The organism is Bacillus sp. ISL-46, assembly GCF_018613205.1.
Window position 1 is genome coordinate 149009 of record NZ_JAGGQR010000038.1, and the last position, 21292, is coordinate 170300.

Annotated in this window: 18 protein-coding genes and 5 pseudogenes; 18 read left to right on the forward strand and 5 right to left on the reverse strand. The window is 36.3% G+C overall.

Annotated elements, in window-relative coordinates:
• Window positions 1-34 precede the first annotated feature (34 nt).
• On the forward strand, window positions 35-1219 hold the full coding sequence (locus J7E67_RS18500) for a sulfite reductase subunit alpha (protein WP_214718361.1): 1185 nt from the start codon (window positions 35-37) through the stop codon (window positions 1217-1219).
• 198 nt (window positions 1220-1417) lie between these two features.
• Here J7E67_RS18500 and J7E67_RS31405 read toward each other — a convergent pair whose 3' ends face one another.
• The gene (locus J7E67_RS31405; protein ID WP_308161443.1) at window positions 1418-1867 is read right to left on the reverse strand and encodes a peptidase G2 autoproteolytic cleavage domain-containing protein; all 450 of its coding nucleotides are present in this window, start codon (window positions 1865-1867) and stop codon (window positions 1418-1420) included.
• Window positions 1810-2403, reverse strand: a complete 594-nt coding sequence (locus tag J7E67_RS31410) for a peptidase G2 autoproteolytic cleavage domain-containing protein (protein ID WP_251026853.1) — start codon at window positions 2401-2403, stop codon at window positions 1810-1812. The genes J7E67_RS31405 and J7E67_RS31410 overlap by 58 nt, the downstream gene beginning before the upstream one ends.
• Before the next feature lie 196 nt (window positions 2404-2599).
• Between J7E67_RS31410 and vanR the strand changes: the two genes are divergently transcribed.
• The 5 genes and pseudogenes from vanR to J7E67_RS18530 all read left to right on the forward strand — a co-directional run.
• Window positions 2600-3298: a vancomycin resistance response regulator transcription factor, VanR-F/VanR-M family gene (vanR, locus tag J7E67_RS18510; protein WP_214718359.1), complete on the forward strand. Its 699-nt coding sequence runs from the start codon at window positions 2600-2602 to the stop codon at window positions 3296-3298.
• Window positions 3291-4403: a HAMP domain-containing sensor histidine kinase gene (locus J7E67_RS18515; RefSeq protein WP_214718358.1), complete on the forward strand. Its 1113-nt coding sequence runs from the start codon at window positions 3291-3293 to the stop codon at window positions 4401-4403. The genes vanR and J7E67_RS18515 overlap by 8 nt, the downstream gene beginning before the upstream one ends.
• Window positions 4404-4504: 101 nt before the next feature.
• The gene (vanY, locus tag J7E67_RS18520) at window positions 4505-5425 is read left to right on the forward strand and encodes a VanY-A/VanY-F/VanY-M family D-Ala-D-Ala carboxypeptidase (RefSeq protein WP_214718357.1); all 921 of its coding nucleotides are present in this window, start codon (window positions 4505-4507) and stop codon (window positions 5423-5425) included.
• The gene (locus J7E67_RS18525) at window positions 5422-6003 is read left to right on the forward strand and encodes a VanZ family protein (protein ID WP_214718356.1); all 582 of its coding nucleotides are present in this window, start codon (window positions 5422-5424) and stop codon (window positions 6001-6003) included. The genes vanY and J7E67_RS18525 overlap by 4 nt, the downstream gene beginning before the upstream one ends.
• A 283-nt stretch (window positions 6004-6286) precedes the next feature.
• Window positions 6287-6634, forward strand: a pseudogene (locus J7E67_RS18530) (tyrosine-type recombinase/integrase); the annotation flags it as partial.
• Between the two features lie 214 nt (window positions 6635-6848).
• On the opposite strand, the gene J7E67_RS18535 reads toward J7E67_RS18530, so the two are convergent.
• Window positions 6849-7199 (reverse strand): winged helix-turn-helix transcriptional regulator, encoded by a 351-nt coding sequence (locus J7E67_RS18535; protein ID WP_308160803.1) that lies wholly within the window; start codon window positions 7197-7199, stop codon window positions 6849-6851.
• A 142-nt stretch (window positions 7200-7341) separates the two neighbouring features.
• On the opposite strand from J7E67_RS18535, the gene J7E67_RS18540 reads away from it, so the two are divergent.
• The 4 genes and pseudogenes from J7E67_RS18540 to J7E67_RS18555 all read left to right on the forward strand — a co-directional run.
• On the forward strand, window positions 7342-7968 hold the full coding sequence (locus J7E67_RS18540; RefSeq protein ID WP_214718345.1) for a nitroreductase family protein: 627 nt from the start codon (window positions 7342-7344) through the stop codon (window positions 7966-7968).
• 306 nt (window positions 7969-8274) lie between these two features.
• Window positions 8275-8883, forward strand: a pseudogene (locus tag J7E67_RS18545) (FAD-dependent oxidoreductase); the annotation flags it as partial.
• Window positions 8884-8912: 29 nt separating this feature from the next.
• Window positions 8913-10097 (forward strand): annotated as a pseudogene (locus tag J7E67_RS18550) (MFS transporter).
• A 65-nt stretch (window positions 10098-10162) separates the two neighbouring features.
• Window positions 10163-10861, forward strand: a pseudogene (locus J7E67_RS18555) (tyrosine-type recombinase/integrase); the annotation flags it as partial.
• Between the two features lie 626 nt (window positions 10862-11487).
• Here J7E67_RS18555 and J7E67_RS18560 read toward each other — a convergent pair.
• The gene (locus J7E67_RS18560) at window positions 11488-12123 is read right to left on the reverse strand and encodes a hypothetical protein (RefSeq protein ID WP_214718330.1); all 636 of its coding nucleotides are present in this window, start codon (window positions 12121-12123) and stop codon (window positions 11488-11490) included.
• Window positions 12124-12728: 605 nt separating this feature from the next.
• Between J7E67_RS18560 and J7E67_RS18565 the strand changes: the two genes are divergently transcribed.
• A complete protein-coding gene (locus J7E67_RS18565; protein ID WP_214732560.1) occupies window positions 12729-13250 on the forward strand; it encodes a hypothetical protein in 522 nt (173 codons plus the stop codon).
• A gap of 100 nt (window positions 13251-13350) precedes the next feature.
• Here the strand turns inward: J7E67_RS18565 and J7E67_RS18570 are convergent, their stop codons facing one another.
• Window positions 13351-14823, reverse strand: a complete 1473-nt coding sequence (locus J7E67_RS18570) for a flavin monoamine oxidase family protein (RefSeq protein WP_214718326.1) — start codon at window positions 14821-14823, stop codon at window positions 13351-13353.
• Between the two features lie 714 nt (window positions 14824-15537).
• Between J7E67_RS18570 and J7E67_RS18575 the strand changes: the two genes are divergently transcribed.
• The 7 genes and pseudogenes from J7E67_RS18575 to J7E67_RS18605 all read left to right on the forward strand — a co-directional run.
• A complete protein-coding gene (locus J7E67_RS18575; protein WP_374197162.1) occupies window positions 15538-15879 on the forward strand; it encodes a metal-sensitive transcriptional regulator in 342 nt (113 codons plus the stop codon).
• A gap of 16 nt (window positions 15880-15895) precedes the next feature.
• Window positions 15896-16102 carry a copper chaperone CopZ gene (copZ, locus tag J7E67_RS18580; protein WP_214732562.1) on the forward strand — a complete coding sequence of 69 codons (207 nt, stop codon included), beginning with the start codon at window positions 15896-15898 and terminating at the stop codon, window positions 16100-16102.
• A 96-nt stretch (window positions 16103-16198) separates the two neighbouring features.
• Window positions 16199-16438, forward strand: a complete 240-nt coding sequence (copZ, locus tag J7E67_RS18585; RefSeq protein WP_214732563.1) for a copper chaperone CopZ — start codon at window positions 16199-16201, stop codon at window positions 16436-16438.
• A 91-nt stretch (window positions 16439-16529) separates the two neighbouring features.
• The gene (locus tag J7E67_RS18590) at window positions 16530-18950 is read left to right on the forward strand and encodes a heavy metal translocating P-type ATPase (protein ID WP_214732564.1); all 2421 of its coding nucleotides are present in this window, start codon (window positions 16530-16532) and stop codon (window positions 18948-18950) included.
• A gap of 30 nt (window positions 18951-18980) precedes the next feature.
• Window positions 18981-19844 (forward strand): hypothetical protein, encoded by an 864-nt coding sequence (locus J7E67_RS18595; RefSeq protein WP_214732565.1) that lies wholly within the window; start codon window positions 18981-18983, stop codon window positions 19842-19844.
• A 22-nt stretch (window positions 19845-19866) separates the two neighbouring features.
• Window positions 19867-20202, forward strand: a complete 336-nt coding sequence (locus tag J7E67_RS18600; protein ID WP_214732566.1) for a (2Fe-2S) ferredoxin domain-containing protein — start codon at window positions 19867-19869, stop codon at window positions 20200-20202.
• Between the two features lie 757 nt (window positions 20203-20959).
• Window positions 20960-21292, forward strand: a pseudogene (locus J7E67_RS18605) (NADH dehydrogenase subunit 5); the annotation flags it as partial.

Consider the following 21292-nt stretch of genomic DNA (forward strand, 5'->3'; position numbering starts at 1 on the left):
AAAATGTATATATTACTTTTGGAGGTTAAGAACCATGCAAAATACTTTGGATAACACTAAAACTGCCCAAAAAGACAAACTTGTTCAAACAACATTTTCACGAACAAATCCGTATCAAGCAAAAATTCTTAAAAACATTAATATAAATGGGGCAGGCTCTAGTAAAGAAACAAGGCATATTGAGTTATCACTAGAAGGATCAGGCCTTTCTTATGTGCCAGGTGATGCCCTTGGCATTATCCCTTCAAATGATCCAGAACTCGTGGCTTCCCTTCTTGATGAAATGCACTGGGATGAAGAAGCGTTTGTAACGATCAATAAGCAAGGTGAGACACTTCCACTGAAGGAAGCGCTAACCACCTATTTTGAAATTACACTACTATCAAAAAAGGTTTTACAGCAGGCAGCTGCCTTTACAGAAAACGAAGAGTTACAAAAGCTTCTCTTGGTTGAAAATACAGCTCAATTGAAAGAATATTGCTATGGGCGAGATTTGCTTGATATGTTACGTGAATTCGCTCCATGGAAAGCTACTGCTCAGGAAATCGTCTCTATCTTAAGAAAAATGACGCCGCGCCTCTATTCGATTGCAAGCAGCATTGCAGCTAATCCAGATGAAGTTCATTTAACCATCGGTGCTGTGCGCTACAATGCTAATGGCCGCGAGCGTAAAGGGGTTTGCTCTGTATTATGTGCTGAACGTGTAAATGAAGGAGATACGCTTCCAGTCTTTATTCAAGCAAATAAACATTTTTATCTGCCAGAGTCTCATAATATAGATATTATTATGGTCGGACCTGGGACCGGTATTGCACCATTCCGTTCATTTATACAAGAGCGTGCAGTGAATAAAGGAACAGGCCGGTCATGGCTATTTTTTGGAGACCAGCATGCAGCTTCTGATTTCCTTTATCAAGAAGAGTTGGAACAATTTCAGCAAGATGGGGTACTTTCCAAATTAGATACGGCCTTCTCTCGCGACGGAGCTCAAAAAGTCTATGTTCAGCATAAAATGCAAGAACATAGTAAAGAACTGTTCGAATGGCTTCAAAAAGGTGCTTATTTCTATGTGTGTGGAGATAAGGAATATATGGCGAAAGACGTCCATGAAACGCTTATTAGCGTAATTGAAAAAGAAGGTTCAATGAGCCGTGATGAAGCAGAAGCGTATTTAAAAGATATGCAGAAGCAAGGGCGTTATCAACGTGATGTGTATTAAAAGATAAGCTGCAAGAATCTTTAGTAACCACCCTTCGTTCCAGTTAGGACGAAGGGTTTTTTATCATGAGTTACATTTGAATTCGGTTTTTTATTAGAAGACAATTTCGAAAAGGACAGTTATATAAAAAAGGCAAACTAGTATCTTTCAATTCGCCTTTTACTCATATTATCGTTTTTCTTAGTTATATTCGAATTATTACTTAGCCAAAATCAAGATTTGATTTGGTCCTGTACGTTTTAATACAAAGTATCCTTTCTCTGCTTTTGTTGCAATTCCATCATCATTCGACCAGCAATATCCATGAGTTTCACAAGTCCCATCATCTCGAACCAGTACTTGACCAATTAATCCGACAGCTACCCATTCCGGACGATTTACACGAGATATATACTCTTCATGAGGATTCCATTCTGGATTAAGCATAGGCTGCATTATTTTTCTTTCTGGAGTAATTACATTTCCTTCTACGTCTTTTTGAGCTGGAATGGTGACTTCATGATATTTTCTCCGTCTCCATTCATCAGTCAGGTATTTACCTTGCCACCGTAAGCCACCACTATTTCCAAGGAGACTTGGTGTTGCACTTGTTATTCCAAAATAAATGAATCGTTTGAAGTGGCTTTTCGAATCTTGTCTTCTTTCGATACAGTAACAAAATAGCCAGCATCAATCGAGTTTCCATCGGCTGTTTCAAACATCTCTGCATAATCACCCGCCGGAGTTAAATACGCTCCGTCTACGAACATATTACCGTTATTCAGAAGTTTTCCAACTAGGCCTGTAACATCATACGGAACTGCTCCGAAAGCTACATTCCACGAATAAGTTGGGTCACCATCTACGTTGTTAACAGCGCCATTTTTACCCATAATATGGGCTCCTTCGAAACCATTTGTTGAGGTAAGGAGACATTCAGTATGAGATAACTCCCCACTGGCCACTGTACCTGATCCTTCGGCATGTGAAGAATTGCCACTTGCCCTTGTACCGTTACCCTCAGCGTGTGAAGAATCCCCACTGGCCATTGTACCTGTTCCTTGGGAATGGGCCGCAAATCCACTTGCTTCTGTACTATCTCCCTCTGCATGGGAAGAATTGCCACTTGCGGTTGTACCATTTCCTTCGGCATGGGCATTAGGTGCCACGACCCAAGAGTTATGGAACGGATGCTTATTCGACAAACGGGCCATATTCTTGAATAAAAAAAGGAAATAATAGAAAATAAAATACAAGCTCTAAATTATACCATGTTAGTTAAGATTCTGCTGATAAGGTATCCCCACCAAAAACATCGAATTTTTTTAAAGGGTGCAGCTTTGTAAGGTTTGATGATAAATAAAAAATACCCGAATGTAACTTGATATAGGAGTGGAATAGATGAAACGTATATCGATTTTAATTGCTGATGATGAGGAGGAGATAGCTGATCTGCTTGCAATCCATCTAGAAAAAGAAGGATACAATGTCATTAAAGTACCTGATGGGCAAGAAGCCATACATGTTATCCAGACTCAATCAATTGATTTGCTAATTTTGGATATTATGATGCCGAAAATGGATGGGTATGAAGTAACCCGTCAGATTCGTGAACAATATAATATGCCTATCATTTTTTTGAGTGCGAAAACTTCTGATTTCGATAAGGTACATGGACTAGTGATTGGAGCAGATGATTATATAACTAAACCATTTACCCCTATTGAATTGGTTGCACGTGTGAATGCTCAATTGCGGCGCTTTATGAAGTTGAATCAACCCAAAGTAGATGATAATAAAGCTATCTTGGAATTTGGTGAAATAGTGATTTCTCCTGATCAACGTACAGTTTTGCTTTATGGTGAAAACATCGAGCTAACGCCGAAAGAGTTTGATATTTTGTATTTATTAGCCAGTCATCCAAAGAAAGTTTATAGTGTAGAAAATATTTTTCAGCAGGTTTGGGGTGATGCATACTTTGAAGGTGGTAATACGGTAATGGTGCATATTCGAACCTTACGGAAAAAACTCGGAGAAGATAAGAGAAAAAACAAGTTAATCAAAACTGTTTGGGGAGTGGGGTATACATTCAATGGCTAAATTTATACGCAGTTTTCGCTCCAAAATAATCGTATTATTTGGTTTAAGTATGATTCTGGGTGGTATTATAACTTACTTAATTTTTAAAGGACTACAGCTTTATTATCATACGATGGTTCGTCGTGGTGACCCCTTGGCCCAACTTCGTCAATTCATAGACAGTATTGGAGACTTTAACTTCTTTTTAATGCTATTTATCTCACTTTCGATATTGTTTTTCTATTTACTCACTAAGCCCTATTCTACCTATTTCAATGAAATATCAAACGGAATTCATTATCTCGCTCGTGGCAACTTTAAACATCGGGTTTATATCCAATCAAATGATGAATTTGGAGATATTGCACAAGCAATTAATCTGGCAAGTGAAAAATTAGAAGAAGCCATACAAAGAGGCGATTTTTCAGAAAACAGTAAAGAACAGTTAGTTGTAAATTTGGCTCATGATTTGCGTACTCCCCTAACTTCTGTTTTAGGTTATTTAGATTTAATCCTTAAGGATGAGAAGTTGACTAAAGAACAAGTCAGACATTTTTTAACGATTGCCTTTACTAAATCTCAGCGATTAGAACGACTTATTGATGAATTATTCGAAATAACGCGAATGAACTATGGCATGTTGCCAGTAGATAAAAAGCAAATTGATTTATCTGACCTTCTTAATCAATTAAAGGAAGAATTATATCCTATCTTCGAAAAAAATCATTTGATAGCCCGAATGAATATTCCTCCCCATTTACCTATTTTTGGTGATGGTGAGTTATTAGCTCGTGTGTTTGAAAATCTTTTAACCAATGCAAATCGTTATGGATATGATGGTCAGTTTGTAGATATTAACGGGTTTGTTGATGCAGGAGAAGTGGTTGTTCAGGTTATTAATTATGGAGATAGTATTCCTCCGAATGAACTTCCATATCTTTTTGATATGTTTTATACCGGTGACAAAGCACGAACTCATCAAGAAGATAGCACAGGTCTTGGTTTATTCATTGCAAAGAATATTGTGGAGCAACATAATGGAACGATTACGGCCGAAAGTAGTTTAATACGTACTGTATTTGAAGTTCGTTTACCGCAGGAAAGTGTTACAATTGACCAAGTTTAAAAATTTCATAAAGGATTTAAGAAAAATTTAAATTTTACCCTACTCTTTTTTTAAAAAGTTTTTCCTATTCTAGTATCTATAAGAATAAGGAGGAACTTGAAATGAAGAAGTGGGGATTTTTATTGTTTTTAGTATTATGTCTGAGTTTTGCATTTGTCAATAAAGAACCGTCTATTCAAGATAAAGTAGAGGTTCAAAGATATGAAAAAAATAACAATGATCATTTAGATAATAGCGAGACCTCTGAAGGTTTCCAAACGATAGAGATTACAAAAGAACAGGTCTTTCAAGGAAATTTACTCTTGGTTAATAATGAATATCCTATTCACCATGAGAGTATAAAATCAGATGTTGTAAATTTATTTACTCACAAAGAATTGAAAAAGGGATACGAATTGCTTGATACCAAAATTGAATTGTCAGAGGATGTCGCCCGTGAATTTTCGGAGATGATAGTTGCTGCTGAAAAAGAGGGGGTTCGCCATTTTTCAATTAATAGTGGCTTTCGAGACTTTGATGAGCAAAATGTACTTTATCAAGAAATGGGGTCTGACTATGCCTTGCCTGCAGGCCATAGCGAACACAATTTGGGTTTATCGCTTGATGTAGGATCTACCCAAATGAAAATGAATGAGGCACCTGAAGGTAAGTGGATAGAAAAAAATGCTTGGAAATACGGCTTTATTATACGCTATCCAAAGGACAAAACGGCAATCACAGGCATTCAGTATGAACCTTGGCATATTCGCTATGTTGGATTGCCGCACAGTGTGATTATGGAGGAAAAGAATTTTTCTTTAGAAGAATATTTGGATTTCCTAAAAGAACAAAAGTCCATTTCAACTACTATACATTGTGAAAAATATGAGATCTCTTATTACCCTGTAACCAAAGATACGACCATTCATGTGCCTTCCAATCTTCGTTGGGAGATATCAGGCAACAATATGGATGGTGTAATTGTGACAGTGTTTCCCAGAACAACACATACTAATCTCAAGGAGGTAAGGATGGCGGAATGAAAAAAACGAAATTAATGAACAGAATTATTGTACTAGCACTATTTGTCTTTTATATGTACGCATTACTTAGAATCATTCTATTTAAGTTCCGCTGGAGAGATATGACCTTTCTCTGGCATCAACTTCAGAGGAATCTTGGGAACCCTGATAATCTCATGTACCAATTGCAAAGAGGTAATTTTATCCCGTTTAAAACAATATTCATTAATAGTCAGAGTCTATCGTGGCATGATTTAAGTAATTTGGTTGGGAATATCGCATTGTTCATACCATTTGGAATGGTTCTTGTATTATTGTCTAAAAATAAAGGGATGTCATTCATAGGCGTATTAGCTCTATCTTTGAGTTTAAGTTTATACTTGGAATGCTTCCAGGTTGTTTTTTCTATCGGAATTTTTGATGTGGATGACCTAATACTAAACACCTCTGGGGGATTGCTTGGCTATTGTGCTATCAAGCTTTATGACAAGGTTTATAGTAAGTTTATAGTAAATACATCAAGCATTGTCCAAGATAGAGATATTGTTGAAAACCAGGAATTTAAAAATATCGAGGAAGGTGAACCGTACCATAAATAACGGGTTCTGGTTATTTAGCTAAACGGGAAACGATACTAGAAACTGCTGCCGTGGAGTAGCCGCTATTGTGTTAAATCAGTAATAGAAGCTCAGAAGTTATTCCAGAATTGTGCGCTTTCCTTGAGTAAAGAAAGTGTCCTTTTTCTTGTATTGCAAGTGTTCTCATGGCTCGGTAATTTGTTATTGTCTGCGATTGCGGAATAACCTACGTATGAATAAGACTCTCCTTGAACATAATAGAATCTAGATTAATTGATTTAAACAATAGGAGAGTGAAAGAATAATGTTATTATCAGAAGCGTGGGAAAAGTATCAACAAGATAAAAAAATTGAGGGATATTCTCTACTTACATTAAAAACATATTGTTTTCAATAAAACCTATTATTACGATTTTTCGGCGATATTGACATGGGTGAGTTGACTACTGAGAAACTAAAAGAGTATCTAGTAAAGGCAGGAGATCATTTAAAGTCATCCAGTTTAGGACACAGGGTTCGTTGCATTAAATCACTATTCAAATGGACACATGAAGAAGGCTATATTACGAAGAATCCAGCTGCGAAATTAAAAGAGCCGAAATTAGGTAAAAGAATCCCAAAATTCCTATGTGAACTTGAGATTGAACATCTTAATAGGAAGTAAAGTTGAATAAATAACGACATTTTAGTATTCAGCTAAAGGGCGCATTTCTTTAAAAAGAAGTGCGCTCATTCTTTGTGTATTGGGCTAGATTGTTGAACAAGGTATTAAAAATGAAAATGGATATTTATATTATAATGAGGATTTGAGTTTAGTTAAAGATTAATCGACTTGAATAAATCTTTACAATTTATAAAAATTAGATTTAACTATAATGACAACAAATTTCCTCATCTCGATCTATCTCTCTTACAACCGCATAATTATTCCCCCACTCACACATTGTGTTTAAAACTGGTACAAATGATTCACCTAACTCCGTTAAGCTGTACTCTACTTTTGGAGGTAATTCCTTAAATACTTCTCTTCGGACTATCCCATCTTTTTCTAACTGCTTTAATTGATCAGTCAAAACTTTTTGTGTAATTGCTGGGATTCTTTCATAAAATTCTTTTGTCCGCATTGATTTTTGGCTCAAGAAATAGAGGATTAGACATTTCCACTTTCCTCCTACTGTATTCATGAAAATATTAATTCCAGTGTTTTGACTCCCCACCCTTTATTCCCCCTCGTATATTATGTTTAAGCCTAATAGGCACTAAAAAGTGGCTATGCCACATTAATGTGCGTTATTTTCTCTTAGTTTAGTGTCTATTATAATCGGTGTTGTAGCAAAAAAAAAATTTGGAGTGGATACCATGAGTGTAAAGGATATTTTGGAAAAAAGACGTTCCGTTAGGCATTATGATTCAAACTATAAAGTCAGTTCAGAAACGGTAACATCATTGATTGAAAGTGCTAGTAAGTCGCCTAACGGAAATAATATACAAGCAACGCGATACTTAGTCATAGACGATGCTCATCTGCGAGATTTGTTGTTACCGATAGCCTTTGATCAACAACAAGTGACAGAAGCATCCACATTAATTGTGATACTTGGGGATTACCATGCTTTTGAGAAAGAAAATATCATAAAGATACATGAAGAAGGATTTCAGGCAGGTTTTTTTGATGCAACACTAAGAGATTATTTGGCAGGTGCTGCAATAAGTTATTATGCAAATAAATCAAAAGAAGATTTAAGCATCGAATTAACAAGAGATGCAAGCCTGGCTTCCATGTCATTAATTTTACTGGCTAATGAAGCGGGTCTTGAAACAATTACAATGTCAGGGTATGATTCCCAACAGCTTAAGTCGGCATTGCATATTTCTGAGAGGTATTTGGACGTTATGCTTATAGCAATTGGAAAAGGTATTAAGAGTGGTCACAAAACTGTCAGGCATGATGTGGAGAAAGTAATCTTTAATAATAAAATACAATAACGATTATCAAAATCGTTTAAGAACGTAGACAAACCCATGTTTTAAACATTGTTGAAACATGGGTTTTTTTCTATTTTCATTCCCGTCGAGTTTAATTTAGACTTCTTTTAGGATGGTCATGGCCCTCAATGTTATGTTTTGACAGCATTTTAATGCCTCCCCTCAAAAAGAAGATCGGGTTTTCCTCCGATTATTTTTATGTGAGGATATATGACATGATTCATTTCTTTTAATAGATTTTATGAAATACTAGGATAGAAGGTATGTTTTAGCCATCATCTTTTTTAACTTGCTGGAGGTTTTAGAATGGATAAACAAAAGTTAGTATTAGTTGGGAATGGAATGGCGGGTATGCGTTGCATCGAGGAGATTTTAGAGAATGCTCCCGATCTATTTGCCATTACTGTTTTGGAAGCGAACCGAATGTTAATTATAATCGCATCATATTGTCGATTACTGCAGGGCAGCACATCGTTTTAGAATATTACGATAAATGATCGTGATTGGTATGAAGAGCAGAATATACAACTCTTCACAGGAGAAGCAGTTGTACAAATTGACATAGAGAAAAAGATTGTAAAAATAGACAAAAAAAGAGAAGTGCCGTATGACACACTCATTATAGGGACAGGTTCCGTTTCTTATTCCTATTCCTGGTATTGATAAAGAAGGGGTTATCACATTCCGAACAATTGAAGATTGCCAAAAAATGATTGAAACATCGAAACAATATAGAAAAGCAGTAGTAATTGGCGTCGGATTGCTAGGTTTAGAAGCTGCCAGAGGGTTGCTAAACCTTGGAATGGAAGTGAATGTTGTTCATATATCCAGCTGTTTAATGGAAAGCAGCTTGATCGCATAGCATCAAAAATGCTGGAAAAAGAGTTAAAAAGTCAAGGAATGAATTTTCCTTTAATATCAAGAGAAATGAAAGGTGAGCTGGTATGGTGAAACAGAAGGGTCGAGCATCAGTACTAATTTTATCAACTTTATCGATGATTGTTTGTTTTACAGTTTGGTCGGTCTTTGCACCAATCGCTACGGAAATTCAAAAAATGTACCAATTAAGTGCTCTAGAAAAAAGCATTCTAATCGCTACACCTGTTCTGTTAGGTTCTTTGATGCGTATTCCTATGTGAATTTTAACCGATCGATATGGTGGTAGACAGATATATGCTTTAACCATATTACTTCTTGTCTTACCGATGGTTGGAGCTGGTTTTGCTCATTCTTATGCCATGATGTTGTTTTGGGCATTTTTTATTGGTATGGCAGGAACAACGTTTGCTGTTTCCATTACCTATGTTTCTAGATGGTTTCCACCAGAAAAACAAGGTTTCATTTTAGGAATTGCGGGTATGGGAAATTTGGGATCGGCAGTGGCTAGTTTTTTCATTCCGATGATTTTTACATCATATGGTTTGGAGTGGGTATTTTGGAGCCTTGCATTTGCATTGGGGGTTATGTCCATTATCTTTTGGATAGGAACTCAAGATGGCCAAAGACTAAGCGAGACCAAGACTTTAAAGGAAGCATTGTCCGTATTAAAATTTAAAGAAACTTGGTTATTATCTATTTATTATTGCCTTACCTTTGGAGGTTTTGTTACTTTTAGTATTTATTTACCTACTTTGTTGAATGACCTGTATCACATTACGGCCCTTGATGCTGGAATAAAAACAGCAGGGTTCGTTGTATTAGCTACGTTTATACGTCCGGTTGGTGGGTATCTATCCGATCAGTTTGGAGCAAAAAGATTGTTAACCATTGTTTTTAGTGGCGTATTGTTATGTGGATTGGTTATCGCTTTTTCGATGGGAAATTTTATTCTCTTCAGTGTTAGTTGTCTGTTAATCGCCATTTTGTTTGGGATCGGAAATGGAGCAGTTTTTAAGATGGTACCTGAAGTCTCATCAGATAATATAGGATCGGTAACAGGTATTGTCGGCGCAGTTGGAGGAATCGGAGGTTTCTTTCCTCCCATTATCATTGGATTCACAAAAGATGTAACTGGCCATTATTTTATAAGCTTTACATTATTATCTATTCTCTCTCTGTTGTGTTTAATCCTTAATCATATGGGAGGTATTAAGAAAAGAGTAAATTTGAGTATAAAGAAAAGCGCATAAAAAAGAGGCTGACTCAAATGGTTGTTGATCAACTGCATTTTCGAGTCACCTCTTTTTTTGTCTGTGCTTTGCGCAGCTTTTATTCCTGGGCTGTTAAACATAAAAAGCTGCAGCATAACCCGATGGATGAAATTCAGGATATCAAGTCGGCTGATGGGGATTCTGAAAATATTATGTGGCTGACAGAAGAAGAGTTTGAAGATTTATTGAATCGTGTGAGAAAGACACCGATCAAAAGTAGAGGAGTAGATCCCGAAGAAAAGTATCGCCGGGATCGAGCGATTATTTATTTATTAACCTATGCTGGTCCTAGGGTTGATGAACTATCAAACTTAAAACTAACTGATCTTGATTTAGAGTTAAGACGTATTCGGATAATTGGGAAAGGACGGAAGCTCCGGACGGTGCCCATTTCAAATACCTTGTGGCAGGAACTGTACGATTGGTTAATTTTTAGAGGAGAGATGTCAAACAAGAAAGCGCATGTAGAAGATTCACCTTATGTGTTCTACAGCCAGCGTTCATCTAAATTTACGGTTCGTGGGATCCAGACCATGATTGAAAGTTACAGTTTACCGAAGAAAAAATTAACACCCCATATGTTTAGGCATACATTTTGTAAGTGGATGTTAAAAGCAACGAATAATGACATTGAAAAAGTAAGGAGATTGGCCGGTCATAGTAATATTTCGACCACAGCAAGATATTTAAGAGATTCATATAGCGACTTGGCGGATGCTGTTGAAGCTATGCCGAAATTTTAACTCTGTGAGATTTTGTTTATAATATTGTGAACCCTGCAATCCTGATGTACTTGTAAGCTTTTATTAAGATATTTCGTATTAAAATTAAGATCCCTTGATATAGACGATTTCAGGAGTAGGAAAATGAGAAATACAAAGAAAAAATACTGATCTCCATTAATAAGTTAGTGGAAAAACCAGCATTATTTTCGTTCACAACTACAACTTTTTGGTTAGTTTTAATTAATTAATTTTAGCGGACTCGATATCCACAAAGTGGGTGCCCGAGCCCGCATGTATTTCTCTCAATGGACAAAAACTCGACCCGAGCATTAATTTGCTTTTGCCGAATGGTTTGTATTTCTAATTAAAGATAGAAGAAACTCGTCAAAAAAATGCCTTTTTCCAACAAGAGCAAACACTTTTATAAATAGGGATTACTTTATCATTATCACAAGTTTTATAAATTTAAATCCATCTAAAATTTCAAAATTCAGGTTTTACATAAAGAGTGTGGGCTTTTATTCAACAAACGGGCCATTTTCTTGAATAAGACTTTTTAAAAAAACTGGATGTTTGTTAATGTGAATATTGTGAAGAATTGAACTTAAAACTAAAAAGCCGTTTTATAAGGCGCACTGACTATTTTAATTATTATTTCTTTGAATCTGTTTGTATATAAGTTTTGATAATGAATTTTCCGCGCTTATATTTCCCTTTTGTGCTTCTTTTTTCAGAAGTAAGATCATAATTCCACGAGGGACAATAATAACAGATAAAAAAGAACAAAGGTCAATTATTTTTGCATAAGGCTTTAGGTAAACAAAAATTCCCATCTTGGATAGTAAGAAGCCATAATGTCCAAATATCAATAACCCTGAAAACAGTATGCTCCAACGCAAAAAACTATCCCAAGGAGACTTGTACTGGTATAAAATCATAGCAATTAATGGTGCAACCGTTAAGCTACTTCCGAAAAAATTCGGATAAACAGGAGATATAGCAATTTTTACTGCCCAAAAACCAAAAAACATTCCAATTGAATCGTAAACTACATATGCCACTGCCACCAAAGAACCATATAACAAAATCTCCACTATTCGTTTTTTGTCTACAAGATAAAAAAATAATAAATAACAAACAAGCACTACAAACAGCGTAAAAAACCATTCAAATGTAAGGAACTCTTGTTTAAGCCATTTGGTTAAGATTAGATTATTCAATGCATCAGATTTTTGCATTATTTCTTCGTTTTTTTGCATTATTTCTTCGTTAGTAATCATTACAGTTCCCCCTTTTAAAAAATAGATAGTTTTAACATTTGTAAATAATTTAAAATTTATTCTATAAATTCAGAGCATTCTTGTTTAATTAAAGGGGGATTTAGGGGGAAAAGTGCACCAACATCCAATAAAACTATCTTCCGTAGTCGGGCGCTTTTCTTTAGTAAGGATTGCAGTCTTTTTGCATGCTCCGGGAGCACCGATAAAATTACAAGGCAAAAGAAATGGACCTGGATATTTTCTCTACCCCGTCCTTTTCTCAAAATCATTTTGTTCCTTCTTAACACCTACTTTCCGAACAGTCGTGCAAAGAAGCCTTTTTTTGAAGTGGTAGCTAATTCTTTTCTGAACTCCTGGGTTTCCCTTATCGATTGCATAAGCAATTCTGTCAACTCCTTATCCTCCCTCTGGTCTGGTACCGTTGACAGACGCCATACGGGGCTTTCTCTCCTTTGTAAGCAGCCGCCCCTTGTCTTAACCTTAAGGCAACACTCAAGCCTTTAAGGCTTGTAGGTTAGTTACTTACTAAAAGCGTGAAGGTGACACTATCACTGCTATCCAGGCATTATGGAGACCGAGAAGTCACTAACAGTGAGCGATGAATCATGAATAACGTGTCACTATTTGGGTACCACATAAACAAAAGATGCATTGAAATGGGGATAAACATGGAAGTTAAAAGTTTGGATGATAATAAGGTTGTAATAGCAGGAGTGATAGGCGCTGTTTCAACACTTGTAGGAGAAATTACCTCATGGATATTACTTCGTTCAGGTTACGATAAGAAGTACACTTTATACCAATTAAACAGCCTAATGATTACCGTTAAGGATAGGCCAACTGAATTAATGGGTTTGATACTAAATTTTGGGATTGGTTCTATGTTAGGAGCTATGATTTATCTTGCACTTAGAAAATGGGGGCACAGATATGTTCTCCTGATCTGTGGTGTAATCAGTCTATTTATGTGGTTTTTATGGGAACTTCTTTTCACTATGTCTATTGAGGGAAAAACTATTCCTATAAGACCAGTGAGTAGTTATTATAGTCATTTAATTAGCTCTTTGGCATATGGAGTTTCCATGGGACTAATGTTAAAAAATTTCATTTTTAACAAAATTAAGTAACTAAAGTTTCGCTTCCCATATGGAAAGACCTCCAATTGCCAGTTGAGAGACTAACAATTGGAGGGCAGTTGTTTTTTACTGAGCGACACATGGACCACAATTAAGATTCAAAGTAAGTTTTTGGCAAGTCATTCACTTCATATGCAGCATGTATTCCGGATTCGATTGCTCCTTGGATCCAACCGTGAGTAGTTGAGGCATGTTCGCCTGCAAAATGTACTCTTCCTTCGGGTGTGGAAATATAAGGGGTTAACTCTTTTACCTGTTCGGGTTTAAACAGCGTAAATGCTCCAGCAGAATACGGATATCGAACCCAACTGTGGCTCGTTCCTCCTTGAAAATCACTATAGACCTGTTTACCGTGGATCTCTGCTAAATTTTTTAAAACAAATTCCAAGCGACTATCCTGATTCAAACTATCCCATGGTATCGCATCATCTTCCCATGTATAACTGCCTAAAATGACACCTGTTCCTTGTGTACCGAGGCCGTGGCTGGGGTACTGAACATATTTAATCGGGAGGTCAGTAACAGTTTGCCCGCCATACAAACCTTGTTTCTCCCAGAACCTGTTTTTAAACTGGATCCCTGTCTTCGTAGACTCTGCATATTTTAGTTCCCGAATAGCCTTCCATTTATTTTCGGAAAATGAATCACGAGGCTCAATTTCTACAAATTGCAGTACTGAAAAAGGAATTGTCACAATCGCAAGATCTCCAGTAATTTGAAAAGGTTCTAAGATTCGATGGACAGAATGAACGGTTACTTGATTGTCGTGCTGTACAATTCTTTTTACATTTTGTCCGTAATAAATATTATCTTTCAATTGATTGGTAAATGCTTTAGGAAGCAGGTCATTACCTCCTGTTATTTCATAAAAAATATCAGGGATTAACAGTTCACGAAATAGTTCCAAAAATGAAAGCTCAATAAGTCCTTCCAGTGTAAGCATGACTTTAATCATTTCGATGGCTCCGGGAGATAATGTGACTCCGAATGGATTGTATCTTAAATAAGTATCCATCGAGTATTTATCCAATTCCCGAATGACCCAAAGCCAATTTCTTCTGGGGTTCTGGTTAATAAAATCGGTAACCGGTTTTATCGCTGATTGAATCAACTCTTTAGCTGTTTTCCCTTTTTCATGCGGGAAAACGGGAAAGCGTAATATTTGAGGGTTCTGTTCGTACGCCTTTAATCGTGCTTTAACCCCTTTTACATAGATAATATCGGCAGGAGTCGAATTGATAAACTTATTAACAGGGAGCTGGAATTTTTTTATATATTCCAAAGTCAATAAATGCGTACTGGGAATACGCATCGCACCAGCTTCAAGATACTGCTCATCCCTAAAATCCCCCCTTAATGTATATATCCGTCCTCCCACCCTATCAGTTGCTTCAATGACCGTTACATTGTGGCCGGCCTGCTTAAGCAGAGAGGCTGAGACCAGTCCTGCCATACCTGCACCAATAATAATGATCTTCTTGGGTATTTTGGTTTTTTCTAGTCCATTTCGTATAATTGACATCATATGATCAGAGGATAACTTGGGAAATACGTAATTTAACATACTTTTCCTCCTCAAAATGGGATAGACCAGGAATTGAAATTTAGTCTACTGCCATTTTATTCAGCAAGAAAAGCGAATTAGAATAAATATCAAAATTATTATTCCACTAGCTCAGAATCTTTTCATAGTAAGGGAATTTGCTAAGGAATAAAACTTGTAAACCGGCTAAAATTTAAGAATCAATCCATTGAACGTCGTAAACATTTCTAGGTGAAATTGACAGCCTAGGATTGGCTGTACGGCGTTTTTGGCGATTGGTCCTTGGAATGAATCCCATATATATTTTGTCTTGTTGCATAATCGGGCGCGATTGTTGAACAACACAGGTAGATAATGATCAAACTTTTTTAAAAAAGTGCCCTCGTGAAATATTTTAAGAGCCTGTTTTAATCAATCTTTTTTTCAAAATCAGGCTTTTTTATATTTGGAAAATCAACATTATAAGACGTATTTTTGATCAAACTTTTTTATAAACCAACAATAAACCAACAGAAGAATCGTTATTCTAATTGAGGTTGGAAGTGAATTCAATTTGTAATGCAAAGATAAGGTTAATCTAGGATAGATTACACTCAAGTATTATTAAGCAAACCGGCGCAATTTAAGTAAATAAAATTCTATATCAAATACCTATTTTAAAATTTTCTTTAAAAAACTCTTAACATACTATGGGGGGGTATAGTATTATATAATTAAGGAGGTGAGGCAATGTCGATGAATTCAGGAAGTCTTAATAAAATTGTTGATATCGATCAATGCTGCTCATCAGACGGTGCAAGAAAAAGCCACCATTCAGATAAAGTGAAGAATAACTTAACAACAAGATTAAATCGAATCGAAGGTCAAATTAGGGGAATAAAAGGATTAATTGAAAAAGATACGTATTGTGATGATGTCATTACTCAAATATCTGCGACTCAATCCGCTTTAAATAGTGTCGCCCGTATTTTACTTGAAGGGCATATGAAGTCATGTGTTCTAGAAAAAATTCAAGAGGGAGATACGGAGATTTTAGACGAGGTAATGGTGACAATTCAAAAATTACTGAAAAAATAAAAGGAGACTTAGCGATATGGAAAATATAACTTTAAATGTAAAAGGTATGTCATGCGGCCATTGTATTAATTCAATTGAAGGCAGTGTAGGCGAATTACCCGGAGTTACCGCTGTTAAAGTAAACTTGGATTCAGGAACGGTTAGTGTGGAGTTTAATCCGAGCGAAGTTACTATTGATAAAATCAAAGAAACAATTGATGACCAAGGTTATGATGTTCAATAAATTTGGTTAAAGACCGTGCGGAATAAAGCACGATTTATTTTTAAAAATAATATACTATACCTAGGTATAGTAATAACGAATAAGGAGGAGTAAATCATGGAAAATGTAATATTAACAGTGAAAGGAATGTCATGTGGGCATTGTATAAATTCAATAGAAGGAAACGTAGGAAAATTAAATGGTGTTCATTTTGTAAAGGTTCACTTATATGAAGAAAAAGTAGATGTATCATTTGATTCGAAAGTGGTTTCTTTAAAAGAAATTACTGACATTATAGAAGATCAAGGTTATGATGCAGCGCTGAGTAAATCGTCTAAAGATCAAAGCTGTCACTAAGGAACTGAAAAAACGTGCTGTCTTTAGTGGCACGTTTTATTACCCCAAAAATATACCCCACTATAGTATGTGGTGATAGGAGTAAAAGGTTATGAGCGATAAAAAAGAAACAACACTTCAAATAGCTGGCATGACGTGTGCTGCTTGTGCAGTGAGAATAGAAAAAGGTCTAAAAAAAATAGATGGAGTAGAGGATACGAGCGTAAATTTCGCATTAGAAAAATCAAAAGTAACATTTGATTCGTCTATAGCAAATGTAAATCAATTTAAAGAAAAAGTGGAATCTTTAGGATACAAAGTAATCAGTGAGAAAGCTGAATTTAATATAAGCGGTATGACGTGTGCAGCGTGTGCGAATAAAATTGAAAAACGTTTAAATAAGTTAAATGGTGTTCAAACCGCAACGGTTAACTTTGCCTTAGAATCGGCCCTAGTAGAATATAATCCTGATGAAGTTTCGGTCTCAGATATGAAGGAGGCCATTAATAAATTAGGCTATCGCTTGGAACAAAAGCAAGAATCTAAAGGCGAAAAAGTGGATCATAGACAAAAAGAAATTGAAAAGCAAAAAGGGAAATTTATATTCTCGGCTATTTTATCCATCCCTTTACTTTGGGCAATGGTCAGTCATTTTGAGGTTACTTCTTTCATTTGGTTGCCTGAGATGTTCATGAATCCTTGGGTTCAACTCGCGCTTGCGACTCCTGTCCAATTTTTAGTAGGCGGTCAATTTTACGCAGGTGCTTATAAAGCATTAAGGAATAAAAGTGCAAACATGGATGTCTTGGTTGCGCTTGGCACCTCTGCAGCTTATTTCTATAGCATCTACTTGAGTATTTTATCCATAGGCTCTGATGCACATATGGTGGAATTATATTTTGAAACAAGTGCTGTGTTAATTACTCTAATTATATTAGGTAAACTGTTTGAAGTAAAAGCAAAGGGACGTTCCTCTGAAGCTATTAAGAAGCTTATGGGCTTACAGACGAAAACGGCCACAGTTTTAAGAGACGGGCAAGAATTGAATTTACCAATTGAAGAAGTAATCGCTGGTGATATCGTATATGTGAAACCAGGTGAAAAGGTACCTGTAGATGGAGTGATTTTTGAAGGGAGATCTGCCCTTGATGAATCAATGATTACAGGTGAAAGTATTCCTGTCGATAAAACAGTTGGAGATGCAGTAATAGGATCAACCATTAACAAGAATGGATTTTTAAAGGTAAAAGCAACAAAGGTAGGAAAGGATACGGCCTTAGCTCAAATCATCAAAGTAGTCGAAGAAGCTCAAGGATCAAAAGCGCCAATCCAACGTTTAGCCGATGTTATATCCGGAATTTTTGTCCCAATTGTCGTTGGGATCGCCGTTGTGACATTTCTGGTTTGGTACTTTGTTGTTAGTCCCGGAGAGTTTGCAGCAGCTCTTGAAAAGTTAATTGCCGTATTAGTTATCGCATGTCCATGTGCACTGGGCCTAGCTACTCCTACATCCATTATGGCAGGGTCAGGCCGAGCAGCTGAATATGGAATTTTGTTTAAAGGCGGGGAGCATCTTGAAACGACTCATCGATTGGATACAGTGATCCTTGATAAAACGGGAACGGTAACAAATGGAAAACCAACACTTACAGATATTATTCTTGCAAATGGATTTGAAGAAAAGGAATTTTTAAAGTTAGTCGGTGCTGCAGAAAGAAATTCCGAACATCCGTTAGCTGAGGCAATTGTTGAGGGCATTAAGGAAAAAGGAATTGAACTGGTCAGCTCTGAACATTTCGAAGCCATTCCTGGTTTTGGAATCGAATCAATAGTTGAAAGCAAATCCTTGCTTATCGGAACGCGCAGACTTATGGAGAAAAATAATATTAATGTTGGAAACATATTACCTAAGATAGAAAACTTAGAAAAGCAAGGTAAGACCGCAATGCTAGTCGCAATTGATCATCAATTTGCAGGAGTGATTGCCGTTGCAGATACAATTAAAGAAACCTCTCAAAAAGCGATTGAACGGTTAAAAAATATGGGTCTAGAGGTTGTTATGATTACAGGAGATAACAAGCAGACAGCCCAAGCAATTGCAAATGAGGTCGGAATTGACCATGTTATAGCAGAAGTTCTGCCGGAAGGAAAGGCAGAGGAAGTTAAAAAGCTTCAAAAAGCTGGAAAGAAAGTGGCGATGGTCGGTGACGGTATTAATGATGCACCAGCGCTTGCTACCGCAGATATTGGCATGGCAATCGGTACTGGTACGGATGTAGCAATGGAGGCTGCTGATATTACTTTAATCAGAGGAGACTTAAATAGTATTGCCGATGCCATCTTTATGAGTAAAATGACGATTCGAAATATTAAGCAAAATCTATTTTGGGCCTTTGCTTATAATGCTTTAGGAGTTCCAATTGCAGCACTGGGCTTTCTGGCACCGTGGCTTGCAGGAGTAGCAATGGCATTCAGTTCAGTGTCAGTTGTTTTAAACGCACTTAGATTACAGCGGATTAAGTTAAAAGGATAATTGATCGATAAAAAAGAGAGGAGCATTTTTATGAAACAAAAAAACATTTTGACCTGGGCAATTTCAGCGATTGTTTATCTTGGGTTAGTCATTGGCGGATATTCCGTATATGCAAGCTTGAACAGTAATAACGATCACACTAATACCCACTCGGAAGCAAATAGTCATGAGAAAAAAGAAACTATTGCTGAGCAAGCACATAACGATGATCATACAAGTGGTAAGGATTCAGGGCATTCAAATCATAGGGCTACATCAGAAAGTGAAGTGGTCACAAACGTAAAATATGAAGAAGGCTTAATTTCCATTGATCTAAAGGATAAAGACCAAAATTCACCTGAATTAGAAATTTCACATGAAAAGATTATGCATTTAATTATTGTAAGTGCCGACTTAAAAGATTATTACCATTTACATCCTGAGGAAAAAGGAAATGGTGTGTATACTCTGAAATTCGACCTGCCTGAAAACTCTTATAAAGCTTTTGTTGATATTAAACCAAAAAACCTTGCCTATCAAATTAGTCCGATAGAGCTGCATGTGGGGAAAGGCCATGGTGACCTTGATGAAAATTCACTAAAGGCTGATACAAACTTAACTAAAACAATTAATGGAAAGACGGTTGAATTAACAACTACAGAGCTAGGAGTAAACAAAGATTTTACGTTAAATTTTGATACAAAAGGGATTACACCAGAGCCCTACCTGGGGGCTTTAGGTCATGTTGTTATTTTGGATGAAAAGGGTGAGAAATTTGTTCATGTGCACCCTACTTCAGAAGAAAAGACACAATTTGAAACAAAATTTGATAAACCTGAGATCTACAAAGTATGGGGAGAATTTAAATTTGATGGTAAAGTAACTGCCTACCCATTTGTGATAGAGGTAAAATAAATGAGGAACAGAGGGGAATGTTATGAACTTAGATGGTGTTAGCAAACATCTATTAATTTGCAACGGGAAAACCTGCATGAAAAATGGAGCAGAAGAAGTAACAGAGACCATTAGGGGAGAATTGAAAAACTTAGAGCTGCAAAAGAAGATTCACACAACAAAAACATTATGTAACGGCCAATGCAAACATGGTCCGATCGCTGTTCTATATCCACAAGGAACCTGGTATAAAGAAATGAATAAAACTAAAAGTGAAGAGCTTATTCGACAATTGAAAGAAAACGAAAATGTTCATTTAGGCTCTGAACTTTTTTACCATGATGGGCAAACATTTAAGAACCATGAGAGTGAACTGTAACAGCTTATCTCTATATCGACTCAAAGCGTTTCTGTTTAACAGGACGCTTTTCTACTGTAGTAAGTGCCGAGTGACAATTGGTATTTCATCATAATAAAGTCGTTTTAAAAAAAGTCCTTTACTGGAACATGCTATCTTCCACAAACGGGCCATATTCTTGAATAAGGTGTTAGCCATCGAATAGTTTATATATAAGTAAATGACGATGTAGATTTATCTCATGATACGATAGGGCGTGTTTCTATAGGAACACGCCATTTTTTTGAATTAAAAGGGATCCGCAGTTCCAGGATTGAATGGAAATGAGGTTCTCGTTCCTTGAAATTCACAATAAGTAAGTTTGGACCAAATTTTAACTTGACAGAATGTTTGATAAATAGTAACATTACTACCATAAATTAATTGTTTAATTGATTTCTCTAAATAAATAGATTACTTTAGCATGAGGTTAATAACTTTCTATTGACTATATGAAAAAGTAAATATATAACAAAGAGGACAACTGTAATTATACTTCCTTATTGGAAGAAAGAAAATTACATAATTAGGTAGACTATTAAAAGGCTTGGCTGGGCCCGTTAAAAGTAAACCGACAATTTTCAAAGTTTAATGGATGTAACCATTATGCTTAAAAAAATTGTCGGTTTTTTTGTTTTTAAAAATAAAACAGAAAGGAATGTAGCGTAATGAAGGAAATCGGTCAAAGTCATATTTTCAGAATGATGGTTTCTTCCATACATCGATGGGGGGAAGTAAAATGTTAATTTCTCTGCCAGAAATATTTTTTGGATTGCTTGCCATATCGGTGCTTAGCGGGCTATTCCTGTTATACCCAAGGGTTCCGCTGTCTTTTGTTCGGCTTCACGTCGGTGTCACATTGCTGCCCCCGATCGCTGCCCTGCTGGCCCTTGTTACGAACAATGAGACCATGATTTATGGCCCTTGGCGGCTTGATTCCTTATCATGGCTGCTGGCTTTGTTTGTCCTTACCATCGGTTTTATCGTGCAGCGCTATTCTGTTCGTTACTTACTCGGTGATCGTTCCTATCGAAAATATTTTGCTCTGCTGACGATTACTACTACTGCTGAT